Source organism: Paenibacillus sp. EKM211P, assembly GCF_011066175.1.
Classification (GTDB): domain Bacteria; phylum Bacillota; class Bacilli; order Paenibacillales; family Paenibacillaceae; genus Paenibacillus; species Paenibacillus polymyxa.
Genome location: NZ_JAAMNS010000011.1, coordinates 39491 through 52884, shown reverse-complemented (window position 1 = coordinate 52884; position 13394 = coordinate 39491). Strand labels below are relative to the sequence as shown.

The 13394-nt window shown below is 49.0% G+C and carries 15 protein-coding genes; all 15 read right to left on the bottom strand.

Annotated elements, in window-relative coordinates; all coding sequences use genetic code 11:
- Nucleotide 1: 1 nt before the first annotated feature.
- On the bottom strand, nucleotides 2-3538 hold the full coding sequence (locus G9G57_RS16010; RefSeq protein ID WP_238799303.1) for a tail tape measure protein: 3537 nt from the start codon (nucleotides 3536-3538) through the stop codon (nucleotides 2-4).
- Between the two features lie 158 nt (nucleotides 3539-3696).
- Nucleotides 3697-4107, bottom strand: a complete 411-nt coding sequence (locus tag G9G57_RS16005) for a hypothetical protein (RefSeq protein WP_029517827.1) — start codon at nucleotides 4105-4107, stop codon at nucleotides 3697-3699.
- Nucleotides 4108-4236: 129 nt separating this feature from the next.
- On the bottom strand, nucleotides 4237-4581 hold the full coding sequence (locus tag G9G57_RS16000) for a hypothetical protein (RefSeq protein ID WP_058830635.1): 345 nt from the start codon (nucleotides 4579-4581) through the stop codon (nucleotides 4237-4239).
- A 221-nt stretch (nucleotides 4582-4802) separates the two neighbouring features.
- Nucleotides 4803-5246, bottom strand: a complete 444-nt coding sequence (locus G9G57_RS15995; RefSeq protein ID WP_029517829.1) for a phage tail tube protein — start codon at nucleotides 5244-5246, stop codon at nucleotides 4803-4805.
- 3 nt (nucleotides 5247-5249) lie between these two features.
- On the bottom strand, nucleotides 5250-6602 hold the full coding sequence (locus G9G57_RS15990; RefSeq protein WP_164965225.1) for a phage tail sheath subtilisin-like domain-containing protein: 1353 nt from the start codon (nucleotides 6600-6602) through the stop codon (nucleotides 5250-5252).
- The gene (locus G9G57_RS15985; protein ID WP_164965224.1) at nucleotides 6583-6843 is read right to left on the bottom strand and encodes a hypothetical protein; all 261 of its coding nucleotides are present in this window, start codon (nucleotides 6841-6843) and stop codon (nucleotides 6583-6585) included. The genes G9G57_RS15990 and G9G57_RS15985 overlap by 20 nt, the downstream gene beginning before the upstream one ends.
- Complete coding sequence (locus tag G9G57_RS15980; RefSeq protein WP_164965223.1) at nucleotides 6840-7334, bottom strand: hypothetical protein; 495 nt, start codon at nucleotides 7332-7334, stop codon at nucleotides 6840-6842. Before G9G57_RS15980 ends, G9G57_RS15985 begins: the two co-directional genes overlap by 4 nt.
- On the bottom strand, nucleotides 7334-7828 hold the full coding sequence (locus G9G57_RS15975; RefSeq protein WP_164965222.1) for an HK97 gp10 family phage protein: 495 nt from the start codon (nucleotides 7826-7828) through the stop codon (nucleotides 7334-7336). Before G9G57_RS15975 ends, G9G57_RS15980 begins: the two co-directional genes overlap by 1 nt.
- A complete protein-coding gene (locus G9G57_RS15970) occupies nucleotides 7815-8141 on the bottom strand; it encodes a hypothetical protein (RefSeq protein ID WP_164965221.1) in 327 nt (108 codons plus the stop codon). The genes G9G57_RS15975 and G9G57_RS15970 overlap by 14 nt, the downstream gene beginning before the upstream one ends.
- Nucleotides 8138-8521, bottom strand: coding sequence for a hypothetical protein (locus G9G57_RS15965; protein ID WP_076158954.1), 384 nt, complete (start codon nucleotides 8519-8521; stop codon nucleotides 8138-8140). The genes G9G57_RS15970 and G9G57_RS15965 overlap by 4 nt, the downstream gene beginning before the upstream one ends.
- A complete protein-coding gene (locus tag G9G57_RS15960) occupies nucleotides 8490-8852 on the bottom strand; it encodes a Rho termination factor N-terminal domain-containing protein (protein ID WP_164965220.1) in 363 nt (120 codons plus the stop codon). Before G9G57_RS15960 ends, G9G57_RS15965 begins: the two co-directional genes overlap by 32 nt.
- A complete protein-coding gene (locus tag G9G57_RS15955; RefSeq protein ID WP_164965219.1) occupies nucleotides 8852-9787 on the bottom strand; it encodes a phage major capsid protein in 936 nt (311 codons plus the stop codon). The genes G9G57_RS15960 and G9G57_RS15955 overlap by 1 nt, the downstream gene beginning before the upstream one ends.
- 24 nt (nucleotides 9788-9811) lie before the next feature.
- Nucleotides 9812-11050, bottom strand: coding sequence for an XkdF-like putative serine protease domain-containing protein (locus G9G57_RS15950; protein ID WP_164965218.1), 1239 nt, complete (start codon nucleotides 11048-11050; stop codon nucleotides 9812-9814).
- Between the two features lie 24 nt (nucleotides 11051-11074).
- Entirely contained in the window at nucleotides 11075-11905 is an 831-nt protein-coding gene (locus G9G57_RS15945; RefSeq protein ID WP_164965217.1) for a phage minor head protein, read from the bottom strand.
- Nucleotides 11898-13394: a phage portal protein gene (locus G9G57_RS15940; RefSeq protein ID WP_164965216.1), complete on the bottom strand. Its 1497-nt coding sequence runs from the start codon at nucleotides 13392-13394 to the stop codon at nucleotides 11898-11900. The genes G9G57_RS15945 and G9G57_RS15940 overlap by 8 nt, the downstream gene beginning before the upstream one ends.

The following is a 13394-nucleotide window of genomic DNA, read 5'->3' as shown; positions in this document are numbered from 1 at the left end:
CTTATCCTCCATTCTCTAATGCTTTCAATACCTCTTCGCCAACCACCTTGCGGATCAGAGCTCGACCTTGCGGACTACTAAGCATTTTTGCAAACTCTACAAAGTTGGTTATTCCTTTCGCGAGTTCACCAAAATCAATATTAATATTCTCAATGCTGACAGACTTCGGGGCAGTCGAAGCTGATGGATTAAGCATCTGTGCCATTGGCATCATACTGGACGCACCTATCAGGCTTGGCCGTCCGACTTGGCCGCCGTTTGCATAAGGACGTACACCCATGATTATTCCAGCTCGTTCCCAAAGCTCGCGGCCCCGACTGCGGCGGCTGGCTGACAGCGGAATGATCATTTCCGAACCAGCTTCGCCGACCAAGCCGACGTGCGGACGATTGATATATCCACCTTGAGCATATGGTTTTGGCTTAGGTTTCGGTGTAATTCCACCGCCGCCAGAATTAGCGTCTTTCGCATCCTTCATCTTTTTAAGGACGACGGCAACACTACTGACAACAGAGGATAGTGTTGGGAACTGGTTGCGCATACCAGCAATAAAACGGGACATAAGATCACTTCCCCAGCTATTGCCCTGGGATGAAACATTTTTGAGTGACAACAAATACTGTCTTGTTTTGTCCACGGCCGATTTAGCCGCAGCGCTGACACTATTAAAACTCTGTTTATTTTTTGCTGCCCCTTTGGCCACTTCATCCGCGCTGCTCTTAGAAGCGGTTCCTACATCTTTAATACTTTTCTGGGCTTTGCTGCTGTCACCCATTTTCCAGACAACACCCCACGCATTTTTAAGTGCATTAAGGCGCTGCTTAACTTCTGGTTGCTCAGCAACGGTTTTTAGTCCCTCTTTAAGACCTTTATCGACTATGCTTTTGCGCACATCGTCGCCAATCTGCTGAAGACGCTTCTGCTTCTGCTCAGTCAGATTGTTGATCGTAATTTTTGCTTCAGGAGGGGGGGCGGGCTTCTCTTCCTTCTTGTCGCCCGTGAACCAGTTCTTCACGCCAGTCCAGGTATCCTTGGCAGAATTAAAGATTCCAACCGCACCATCCACCACTTTCCGGGTCAATCCGCTTTCATCGGCAAATTTCCCGATCTTTTCACCGACAATGTTTCCGATGTATGCACCGGCCATTGTGCCGAGTGGTCCAAGAGCAGACCCTAAAGCCCCGCCAATAGCACCACCAGCCACGCCGCCAACCATCGCGCCGCCTTGCGTAGATACAGCCTCACGCAATCCCTTATCCTTGGATGCTTGGTAGAGGTCATATGCACCGGCTGCTACGCTTGCAACCGTACCAACGATACCGCCAACTTTAGCCGCTTTGCCTGCTCCTTTCAGGAAACCTCGCAGACGGCCACCGCCAGATGGCGGACTCGGTAGTGGCGGTGGATTTGGTGGAGCTGGACGACGAATACGATAAGGATTGTCACGCGATCCCCTTGGGCTTGGGTTCGGGTTAGGTGGACTTGGTGGAGTGGGACGGGGACCATTAATACGTATACGACGTCTACCGCCACCGCCTCCCGCTCCCCTACGCCCTCCACGACGGTTTCGTCTACGGCGGCGATCTCTGTCTTGGTCGCCCCCATCGCCACCACCATCACCTGCCCCGCCGTCTCCGCCACTAGACACAGAGCCATTTATATAGACTTTCGTAGCGTTAACAGTCATGGAAGCGATAGAGCGTAAACCGCCAATACGATCATCGACAGGGTTACGGTTTCCACTCAATTGGCGTCTAATACCGCGTCCGCCCATCCGCTCCCGTATTCGGGCAGCTCGTTGGGCTGGGGTTTCTTCAGGTGGTGGAGCTGGAGGTTCAGGAGGTTTCCGTCGAATCCAATTCCAACCGGCTTTGACTCCTCTGCCTGTGGCATTTGCCCCCGCTTTTCCCTTCTCTCCTACCCATTTAGCGGCAGTTGAAAGATCATCGTTGAACTTCTTTACTCCTTGTGCAAAGGCCCATAATTTTTTAGCTACCAGTACAGCAGCCAACCCGATTAAGGCAGTATTTATGGCTTTAAAATGATCTTTATAGAAGCTAGTCGCTCCGGTTATCGCACTGGTTATTCCAGTACCGAGCGCTTGAATGTTGTCCTTATTCTGCACTAGCAAGGCGTTAAACTCCTTAAAAGCTGGAAGGGCTGCCTGAGCAATGTTGGTTCCAATCTCTTGCATTTGCAAGCTCATTTCAGCGCGAGTTTGCTTCATTTCAGTCATTGGGTCAGCAGCTTGCTGCTTACGAAGCAAATTATCAGTAGTGCCCTTCATGTTTGGTGCTTTTTGAAACGCTGTTCCGAACGTCTTCAGGATGGAATCAGCGTTGTCTTCACCAGCGCCAGAACCCAAAGTTACAAGGGATTGTTTTAGTTGGCTCCGCGTTTGACTAGCCAAATCACCAACCAATGCGGCTATGGCTCCTTGCGCACGCTGTTTGTCACCTGAATTGATATCGTCTGTGAAAGCCGTCGCCTGACGTTGGGCCTCATCCTTCCCTGCCCCACGACTTGTAAAGTAATTCGCCATATCCCCTGTATTCAGAGCTTTGACACCAAACGTCTCCTTGAAAAAGTCGGCAGGCTTGTCGAAATTAAAGGCCCCACCCTTCACCGTCTGTGTTAGAAAATTACTCATTTGCTCTGAGTCGGTGCCGCTGCTGGAGAAATATGGGCTGTATTCCCAAAACGTATCGAACAGGTCCTGTTGTTTGTCACCTACTTCCTTATAGGCATACATCATTGAATCTGCCACTTGACTGTAGGATTCTTTAAAACTGTTCGACGCTTGAGACAACGCCCGCTGTACTTCCTCAGCTCCGGCATCCGGGCGAATGTATTGGATTTTAGCAGACGCACTTACGAAGTCACTCATCTTGGATTTGTCCTGTACTAGAGGAGCTGCATCGGCAAGTTGCCGGGTTCCTTCTATACGATCTGGAATAATGGCCTTTTTAACCAAGTCATCCACCGTATTAAGACTCTGCTGACGAATGTTCTCGGGCATGTAAGCTGCACTTCGCGCCGCCTCACGGCTGTAATCGGACACGCCTCCAAACATAGAATCACTCACACCGCTACCGAGCATAATCCCGCCCGCCAAAGCTGCCAAGGCTGAAATCTTGTCAGATACCTGGTCAACGACTGGACTTATAGAATCCTCAGCACGTAATTTCACATTAGCATCACGAATGCTGCGGATATCCGCGTCTGCACGATCAGCAGAACGCCTAAGATCATCAGCTCCAGCACGTGCACGACGAAAGATATCGTCCAAGTGGATCTGATTCATACGCCGTACTTCATCGGACGCGCCATTGATCCGTCTGCCTAGATCGTCCGCAGATTCCCTCGCCCGGCGGCTACCGGATACAAAATCATCAAACATGTTGCCCGAAGCCCGACGAAAATTCATCAGATCATCGTGAGCGCCCTGAAGCATACGACGCATATTTCGGACAGCGCCGGTTATCATATCCCGTGCCTCAAATGGCACCGTAACTGACTTAGTTGCTATTGTTCCCACCCCCTTCCTGTTTCGACATGGTTATTTCCTATTTAGACGCGCCATCTCTTCCTCAGCGATCATCGACGCAGCCAGGCAAAAATAATACTGGCGCTGTTCATCTATTTCATATGGCAAGACCTCAGAAGGCAGTTTTTTCTGGTTCACCCAAAAGTGAGCTATCCAGCTTGCTTCTCCGTCTTGCCGTATGAGTTTTTTGCTTCTTTCAGCAATTCTTCCTTAGTTTCTTGGAAGTTACGTACCGCCTTGCTGAGGATTGCATAATGGTCTGGGTTGCTGAACATTCGTGGCGGCAACTCATTCTTGTTTATGCAGTTGTAAGCTTTCAGAAGCTCTATGTTGTTCCAGTCGAAGTCATGGTCAGTCGCCCGCACAATCATAGCGTCGATTTCATTGAACGTTTCCTTTGGTGAACCATCGTCATTAAATGCCACATCATAGCAACGTCGGATGTCCATTGTCGTCAAACGACGTACAGACCATTTATCTCCTGCCACTTCCACTTCGATTTGTTCCGGCTTTGCCGCCGCCGTGCCAGCCGCAAGATATTTTTGTAATTTGTCGCTCATTGTGATTCCTCCAATTTATTAGTCTTCTTTCATCAAAACACAGGTATTTTGAATAATCACTGCATGTAAAAAGCCTGCAAACTACTCCTATTGGAGTCAGTCTACAGGCTTAAATGATCTAGGAATTTATTATTTTACAGTAATGTAATACTCAATTTGCCCCGATCCATCTGGTAGATCAGCCACAACCAAAGCGACTCCAGGCTTCAGACCAACTACTAGACCATCAACATTGAGATAGATTGGGTTATTGTCCCCCTGATCCCCACTAATCCAAAAACTTGAACCAGTCAGATACCTCGATTCGCCTACTTTAAGAGTTAATCGACTGATAACTGCGTTCGTAGTAACCCCTTGCGTAATTGCGGCTTGAGAATCTGGAGCGGCGGCGGCAGCCGGAGAAGCAAATGATGTCGATCCTAAAGAGAAGCATGCTGCAACAGTTAAAAGTCCAATCAATAGTTTCTTTTTCACCTTACATCATCCTTTCATATTTGGAATACACACCTATTATATAGAATATATATCCAAATATAAATAGCTTTTGGTAAAATTATCGCTAGATTTTCGAATTTTTTATGGGCTACTTCATGGATGAAATCAAAACTTGTAAAACTAATATGAATATTCATATTTTTTTAGACCATCTTTGCTAAAGGCCTATCAACATTGCGGAAAAGAACCCTTTGTTCCACTTAAGCCATGTAATCCGGAAACTTGTCAACGAAATCGAAATCCGTTGCTGTACCCGACAAGGTAATGTCTATACCATTGTTATCATCAATTTTCGCGACAAGAATATCTATTTCCTCATGAATGTGAATCCCTGTGATAAGGACACGTTCCGTGTTGCCCGTGATACGGTCTTCCAAGGAACCTGTAATACGAGGAAGAAACATTGTACGACCTGCTTTAAAGTCGTCCAGCAGTCGGTACCGCAATCGCGATTCAAGTTTTGACATGACAATTTTAACTGAAATTTCGTATCCTGTGAGTTGCTTCGTTTTAGCCATGCGCCGTGCTCGAACAATGTCCAAGTTTTCTGGTTTCAGTAGCACTTCCACTTCTTTCACCGTCTGTACGTCCTCACCGTTGTCATCCTGTAACGAGAGATTTCGTCCAATAAGTTCGCGTTCCATCTATTATTCCACCTCCCAGTCAGTATAGAAAATTTCGATAGCATCAAGCGGTTTGGCGCCGAGCTTGAAATATGCATAATCATTTTCACTTGTCTTATCAGGGTTTTCTGCAAAACTGAATTTGTCTGCAATGGCCTTCTGCTGAGCACGGATTTTGAGATATTCCAACACAGCAGCAATAAACATGCCGCGGCCTTCTTTGTCGTTATCCAGCTTGGCCTTCCAACGCTTGCCCGCTTCGTAGATATCGTTCATTACTTGGTCAATCGTAGCGGATACGCGAATCTTCCCAAAGTCCTCACGCTCATTTGGTCCGATCGTGGTCAGAGTGTTAATAGCAGATTCGATAATATATTTGTAACCATCTCGTGTAGCCATCAGCGTTCCCTCTGCCAGTCCTTTTAGTGCCTCAGTGTGGCTCCAGTCCACTTTTGCCAATGTCATAGGCACTTCAACACCCGTAAATGACTTATTGGCAGGTGTACCCGCAACCAGCCCAGCCACCCATGCAGCCCATTCGACGGATGTGTAGGTCTTGCCGCTGGTGTGTTCACCAGCCAACGAACAGTTAATTACATAACGGGCATTCATGGCCCGTGAACGTGCGTTGTGCGCCTCAATGTCGCCGTCCGTAGCTGCCGGGCCAGCGACAACCAACGTCGCCAGCTTGTGGCCCTTATCACGGCGATCCAGCAACCATTGTTTGGCGGAAGCTTGTACAGCCGGATCAATAGCGGAAAGATAAATAGTATCAAACGTCAGGCCGTACACCCGGTTGAATATGCGATTCCAGTCGGTCGCTGCCAATGTGGCCGTGCCAGTTGTACCGCCATCCAATTTGGTGTAAGCCACGTCTGCAAGGACAGCAGCTCCAGTATCTTTAAAACGGACCATAGCGGACTTTTTAAGAGCTTCCACAGCAGCGGCTTTGTCAGCCACTAAATACGTTTCAGTATCATAGATACCTTTAGTGTCGCGGACCACGATCTCCTTTTTGGTGTCGTCTATTAATGCAGGACGCACCATATATTCAAAGTCGTTGCCTCGTGTTCCTGGATAACGCGCCTCAATAGTGTAGCTGTCAGTAACAGCGACAGATGCAGCCTTTTCTTCCCCGTTTGTAACCCGGTAGCCGATAACAGTCGCCCCGCTTTCGGCAGCAAGTTCCAGTACATCAACAAGCTTGCCGGACTCCTTTAGGCGCTCTGAATCTTCAGCCATATCTACGGCTTGGTTTGGCGCGCCCCATTCGGCCTGATAGGGAATGAGTACGCGGCCAGTTGTTGGAACAACCCGAGACCGTGCCTTTACTAGCAATTCAATGTACGCGCTGGGCCTAACCCGCTGAATTGTCATTTGGCGTTTCCTCCTTTGGTTTTTTCACTTGTGGTACTTCTGGTTTAACAGGCACAGAAGCAGGGGCTTCCTTGACCGGATGCAAATACGCATCCAGTCTTCGCTCCACTTCTGCCCGCGAAAGTAAAACGTCAGCAGCACAATCAAAAAGAGCGCCCGCAATCTCGTAAGGCTCTGCCTTCAAGATCGCTGCGCTCTCTATCCATTCCTGCTTATTTCGTTTGTTTAAATCGTCAGTCATGCGTCAAATTCCTCCCCGTTGTGACTGATATAAAAATTGTTAATCTTCTGAATTGTGCTGCCATCGTCATTGACCAGTGGCTTCGGTACACTGAGCAAATACGAGTACCTAAAGGTGACCTCTACTTGGTCGGCCTTTTTTCGGGTCCGTGGCGGCTCAATGACCAGCACAACCCCAAAACGCTTGGATGCTACGTTAAACCGTTGCTGCCGCAAGTAGAGGAACAACGGGTCAAGATCAAGCGGTATAGGCTCCCCCTCGTCCTGCTCGTCCGCTCGTTCCTTGTCATAGTGGAACACCAGCCCCACATCTTCAATGATCCGATCAGCTCGCGGCGTGTGAACCTTGTCCGAAACAAGATCCGTCTCGATAAACACGGCAGGCAGTTTAAAATCACCAGCCAGCCATTTAGACCGATCCCGCAAGATAGAAAGTTCAGGATACACCCGTCGCACGATCTCGGCCCAGGCTTTTAAACCAACATCCATCATCAGCGCAACATCCTTTCCAGCTCAACCTCTAACCGCCGCATGATGAGTTGGTTCATTCCTCCCTCAAGGTGCTCCACAGCAATATCAAAATAATGCCTGCCGATGAAGCTGCGCGGCTTTGCCATAAACCCAGTCTTGGCAGACGGATCATAGACAAATGAGCCGCCACCACTCCAGTAACCCGGCACAAAATGTTTCTTCTCAATGGTGTAGCCATCATTGACCAATTGTGCATAAGGCAGGTTGGAACCAAGCTCCAGCGTGATCGCATTGCGGTCTACATCCCATTCCCACACGTTATTATTGTCGCCACGGGAAAAGGACTGCCACATGGCCCCGGTGTCGATCAAGCCCTGACGGTCAATTTCATCAATGATTAGATTGAGCAGTGTTTCCCCGGCTGCCTCCGCGATGTTACGCAAAATACGTTCCATCCCTTCATCAGCTATACGACGGAACCGCCGGGCCAGTCCATCGAAATCATGAACGGTCATTTCCCTTCACCTCACATGTTACAAGCAGCTCGCGCCAGTAACGACGCGGAATGGAGTCGATCACCAGGTATCGGCGGCCTAGCAGCACCACTTCGTCACTTAGTTTAACGTCAGCTTGTTTCGGAATACCTATCGTCTTTTTGACGATGTACATTACCGGCTTAGAATCTGCTTTGGCTTCCGTCGTAGTTGTCACGACAAAGCATTTTACGTCAGTTATCTTACCGGATTTCCGATCGTCGAATAGGTCGTCATCATCTCGTTTTTGACCAACACGATACACGGCCAATGGCGTTTTAAACCGGTGATTCATAGCACGTATGCAGTGATGTTACCATCATCCGGTCCAGTCTGCTTTTTCACCCACAGAAACAGGATAGCGTCCACATCAGCATTACCCGTTGTTTTGCCTTCCACAGCCTGACGGGTGTACGTCCAAGCACCATCGCTCTCGGACGCATAATTACGCGCCACGGATGCAAGATATTCCTCGCTGTCCTGCAATGCCAATCCCTCCGCCAGCTTGGTCCAAGCCAGCATAATCTGCTTATCAGGTTCGGCCGGGAAGGGAATTGGCAGATACAGTTCAATACGTACTTGCGCGTCATCAATGTATTGCTGTAGCAGCTCAGCCGGTGCCTCTTGGATCGGGGTTACCCGGCTACGCTGTTGGAGGATTGTTGGCGTCAGCACTTTTACCGTCAGCCCCTTCCGGTTTCGACGGATCATCTGCAGGTGGCGTATTATCGGAAGGCTTACCACCGCCACGTAAAGCAGCAATTAGATCAGACTTGTTCATGCTGCCGAATCCTTCAATGTTGGCAGCCTTAGCCTTGTCTTTAAGTTGGACGAGGGTCAGGTCTTCCAGCGGAATAACCTTATCTTCCTTGATATCAAAATCCGAGCGTTCACGTAGCTTTTTAACGACCTCACCTTGTTCAACCTGCACCGGGACTTTGGCCGGGAACCGGATGCCGTAAAGCATTAAAGAAGTGTTCTCTCCTCGGTACGTGATATATGCCATCAGAACGTCACCCCTTCTACGAAAGACACTGCTGCCGGCTCTTCGAAAATGGAATCAAAGTCGGAATGAATAGCATAGAAACGTTTATCCGCATAAATAGCCTCTTTGCCTTCCGTGGTCTTGCGGATTTGCATGTCATAGGTGTTCACCAGGGCAAAGTTTTGGTGATATGTGAAGAGCACTTTACCTTCAGGTATGTGTGGCACTTCCACAACGTCGTAGGAGTTAATTGTCTTCTGAGCACCCATAATTTGAATTTGAATTGAAGCGCTGGTATCCTTTTCAGCCAGCTTTTGCAGCCGTTCGCTGAAGGTGTTGGGGTGCATGAAGTATTTAAATACCCCACCAGTGCGCAGACGAGTCGGGATGGACCGTTCCAATTCAAAAAAGATACCGAGCTTTTTCTCAGCTGGGAGCGTCGTCCAGTCGACATAATTCCCCGTGGTCTTGGCCAGCTTTAGCCATCCGTCATTGATTTTCAAGAAATCATAATCCGGGTCGGTATTAGCGGTGGCTGTATCCCCATTGAAGCCCAAATCCTGCATGTTATCGCCATAGTTTTTGGTCATAGCTGCCAGGATGATTTCCTCAGCATTTTGACCGCGTACGCGCCCAGTCTGACGGATAAATTCCTCCGTAATTTCGAATGGAAGAACTACTGGAGCCACTGCGTAAGGCACCTGTGGAAATGTAGGTGCGGCTGTATTCGAGGCCATGACATTCTCCACTTTGCTCCGAAGGTTGCGACCAGTTACACCAATTTTATCAATTGTGCCTTTGGCGCTTTTACGATTGATTGTGCGAATACCTTTCAAAAACTCCGTAGTTTCGTACGCCATCGCCATGAATGCTTCTACTTGCTCGTAAGTAAGAGCAGTCTGGTCCATCGGTGTAACGATGGCAGATTTTTGAATGATTTGTCCATTTGTTCTCATATTTGCTTGTCTCCCTTCATGGTATTAAAGCAGGCCGCCGAAGCTTACGCCGCCAGTAGATTTTTGAATTTCGTCTACGATACCGCCTTGAGCGGAACCACCACGGCTGTTCTTTACAACTTGTACGTCAGTAGCCAGCGCTTGGACCTGCTCAGTCAGCGGTGCTAGTGCCTTTTGTATCGCGTCAGTCAGCTCGTTTGGTTGCGGTTCAGCAGGTGGTTCTGTTCCCGCTGGCTGCCCAGACTCCGCCCCTTCTTGCTTCTTTAATTCAGTAACTTGCGTCGACAGGGCCTCTACCTGTTTGGCAATTGGTGCTACGGCAGCTTGTACAGCCTTTGCAATATCTTCTGTGTTCAAATCGTCGTCCTCCTTAGGCTCAGCTTCTTCAGCAGGAGCAGTTTTTGTTTTTAATTCGGTCAATGAAGCAATGGCATCATCAATGTGTTTCAGATTGTCCGCAGAAATCTTCTTCCCAGCTTTGGCGATCTTCTCAGGTGGGCTACCGATTGCCTTAACAATATCTTCTTGAATGAGCACTTCCTGAGCGATGTCCACAAAGTCCTGAAGGGCTTCGCGGATTAATTGAGGGTCACTCTCCATGCCGCTCTCCCAACTATCCCAACGAAAAAGAACCGCATTCAAGGCATCCTGAGCAGCCCAAAATTCGCGGTTCTTACGGTTCTTATTGTATTTGTCAGCGACTGCGCCTTTTTCAATCAATCCCATTGCACCGAGCGCTTTAACGATTTTACTCAAGAGCCCTTTGGATACCTCCCCGTCTTCCTTGATCTCTTCCCGCTTACCGACACCCCACATCGAGAAGCCGGTAATCTCGCCTTTCTGAATATCAGCCCAAGTGTCGTCATCCGTTACCTTTACCCCGGCAACCCAGGAGCCTTTAATAATAGTTTGTTCACCGATCTCCATGTCACAAGGAGCAATATAGGATTCGACTACATAGCCTTTGTCCGTATCTAGATCATGCTGTTTATCGATGTTGTAGGTGTGCTGTTTCTCCATGAAGAGATGCGCGGCCTTTTCAATTTCCTCCGCATCCATCTGATCCCCATGAGCGTCAGTCACGTCTGGCTGGTATACCACGCCGATTACAACCCTTTTGGCATCGTCAACCTTGGCAATCTGTACTTGCTTCTGGATGGCATTTTTCCCGGTAGATTTAATGATTGCAAACGGTACACCATTGGCGCCCTTATCAACCAGCGAAATATGAGTAATCTTTGCATCCTTCAATTTAAAGGTCATATTCTCTTTCACCTCCCCTCATAATTAATCGAGTACCAACTGCATCGTGCAGCGGCAGTTTACGATTTCCTTTGCCTCACCGGACGGATCGCCGGGATACATCAGTTTGCTGTCACCAACTTTAAACGGTTCGTCCAACGGAACCACCTGACCATTGGCCTTGCGATGGCTCTTGCGGGTACGTGTGCCAGCAGCAGACCGCCATTTCTTTCCCTTGGCAATCTCCGACTGCTTCCAGCCCTCTAACTTGCCACCGTTGGCGGCTGCTGTGCTCATGGTACGTGATACCCGCTGCGCACGCTGCATACTAAATGGACCATCTTCCCCGCTGGCCGCTTGAGCACTAACTTCCTGCACTAGTAATGCACGCTCGGAAGGTGTAGCCCCTTCCTCAATGGCTTTGCCGAAGCTACGCAGCAACACATCCGTAGAAGTTTTGTTCATATCAGGAACCAACTTTTTAAGCTTCTTAGTAAAACGGCCAGCAGCCTTGTTGCTGGTGCTCCAGACCTTTTCCTTGTCCAACGCGGACAGCTCTGTTTCCCCGGCCAAATGAAACAGCGGTTCAAAAGCCTCCTGTATGGCTTGCTCAAACAGTTCTGCGAATACATCCGTGGTATGCAAGGCAATAAGTACCTTACCCAGCTCCCCGATATCACCCAGGGCATCCTCGCTTAGTTCCGAAATGGCATCATGAAGGGCTTGCCCCTGTAGCTCCAAAATCTCAATGATCTTGTCCTCGCCCTGCTTGTACAATTCCTCAAGTACCTTACGCTCAACATAGCTCAGCTCAAGGCTATCAAGAAATTCGTCATCGTCAGCTTTGGCAATCAGCGCCCAACAGGACTCACACATGCAAAGCTGCCTCCTTGTCAGCCTGTTTTAACAAGCGTTTGGCAATTGTAGCGATACGATTCTGCATGTCGTCTGTGTCTGTGTCAGGCTCTGGCTCAAGCAGTGCTGGCTGACTGGCTGCGAGCTGGGCAATAGGCGTATCCAGGTATTCCTCGCTGAACTTGGTCTCATCAATCGTTGTGCCGAGTACATCCTCGGCAATCGGAATCAGATCCCGCACCAGCATAATGCCCCGGTCAGCGATAAAGTCCAGCATAGCCTTGCGATCCGCAGGATCAATGATCTTCGGCCCCCGCAAAACAGCCCGTACCCGGAATATATCCATAGCCGGGAACAGGCGTTTATTAAATATCTCTGCCATGATCCACTTGCGGTATGGCTCAAAAACCTGCTCCTCAGCAAACCGTAGCGCGGCATCTGCAGTCGCCCGATTGTAGTCCGAGCTTTGCCCGACCAAGATAGGCGGCAAACGGAAAGCGGACAGGATATCAGCTTTTTTTTCCTTCCCGTATTCCAGGAACAAGGCATCCTGCTGTAGAAGGTCATTCAGCTTGTCCAGCTTTATAGCAACCTTCTCGACTTTCTCATCCATCGGGCCGCCTGTTTCTTCCCCTTTTGCCTCCAAATAAAGAATGCCGCCCTGTGAGTTGGAACCTTTCACATTTTTAAGGAGTTCCATTGATTGCTTGGTAAGGCGACCATTGGTGACGGTCAAAATCATGGACAACATGCGTCCGTTGCTAAAGTAATTCACATTCAATTCCTCAGCTTCACGGCTGCCGACAACACCAGGCGCATTGCCAAACCAGCGCGGCTCCCCATAGGGCCCATCATGACCAATGCGCAGCGGGATGATCTGATTTTCAACATTACCTTCATCTGCCTCCGTCCCAAACAGCCGGAACCACACAACAGATGTATTGCGCTTCATAGCATAACGTCGGGCGTAAATCTCCTGTGAAAACTCCTCTACTTGCTTTGTGGAGCTGATACGCCTCTTGCGTTTGATAGTCGCCTTGTTACTTTCCTTCGTACAGCGGACATATTTCGGGTTCATCCGGAAGATAGTCGGGAACTCCGAACCTACAGGCCAAGCTACCTCGACATGAGCCATCCCCGTACTTTCCAAATCGTCAATCAACTGGCTGATGATTTCGTCCGGGGTATCCTCCAGATTGCAAGTTTCAAGAAACTTCTCAGCCTTATCCCACTCGGCCTTGGCTGTCTGATCACTCTCGCCCGGCAAATACTCTAGAGCAATACCATAACCAGCGATATTGCGTTTGTATGCCTCTATGCATTGCGGTATGATGTTGGAGTTTTTGACCAGCAGCTTACAGGAAGCAGGGTCATTACCAAGTGCAAAGGGTAACAGACCGTGAAGATCGTACAGATCGTCAAATAAATCCGGCAATTGAGCGCTGGACGGTATATGCCGTTCCTCGTCTGCTTTGCTGATCTGAAACCATTGTGCATTTCCTTCACTCAT

Excerpts from the sequence above, each read along its gene's own strand:
- G9G57_RS15970 (WP_164965221.1), bottom strand. The coding sequence starts at position 8,141 with ATGAATCACCGGTTTAAAACGCCATTGGCCGTGTATCGTGTTGGTCAA.
- G9G57_RS15995 (WP_029517829.1), bottom strand. The coding sequence starts at position 5,246 with ATGGAACGCGAACTTATTGGACGAAATCTCTCGTTACAGGATGACAAC.
- G9G57_RS16005 (WP_029517827.1), bottom strand. The coding sequence starts at position 4,107 with ATGAGCGACAAATTACAAAAATATCTTGCGGCTGGCACGGCGGCGGCA.
- G9G57_RS15950 (WP_164965218.1), bottom strand. The coding sequence starts at position 11,050 with ATGACCTTTAAATTGAAGGATGCAAAGATTACTCATATTTCGCTGGTT.
- G9G57_RS15985 (WP_164965224.1), bottom strand. The coding sequence starts at position 6,843 with ATGACTGACGATTTAAACAAACGAAATAAGCAGGAATGGATAGAGAGC.
- G9G57_RS15960 (WP_164965220.1), bottom strand. The coding sequence starts at position 8,852 with ATGGCATATATCACGTACCGAGGAGAGAACACTTCTTTAATGCTTTAC.
- G9G57_RS15940 (WP_164965216.1), bottom strand. The coding sequence starts at position 13,394 with ATGAGTGAAGGAAATGCACAATGGTTTCAGATCAGCAAAGCAGACGAG.
- G9G57_RS15945 (WP_164965217.1), bottom strand. The coding sequence starts at position 11,905 with ATGTGTGAGTCCTGTTGGGCGCTGATTGCCAAAGCTGACGATGACGAA.
- G9G57_RS15980 (WP_164965223.1), bottom strand. The coding sequence starts at position 7,334 with ATGATGGATGTTGGTTTAAAAGCCTGGGCCGAGATCGTGCGACGGGTG.
- G9G57_RS15990 (WP_164965225.1), bottom strand. The coding sequence starts at position 6,602 with ATGACAATTCAGCGGGTTAGGCCCAGCGCGTACATTGAATTGCTAGTA.
- G9G57_RS15975 (WP_164965222.1), bottom strand. The coding sequence starts at position 7,828 with ATGACCGTTCATGATTTCGATGGACTGGCCCGGCGGTTCCGTCGTATA.
- G9G57_RS15955 (WP_164965219.1), bottom strand. The coding sequence starts at position 9,787 with ATGAGAACAAATGGACAAATCATTCAAAAATCTGCCATCGTTACACCG.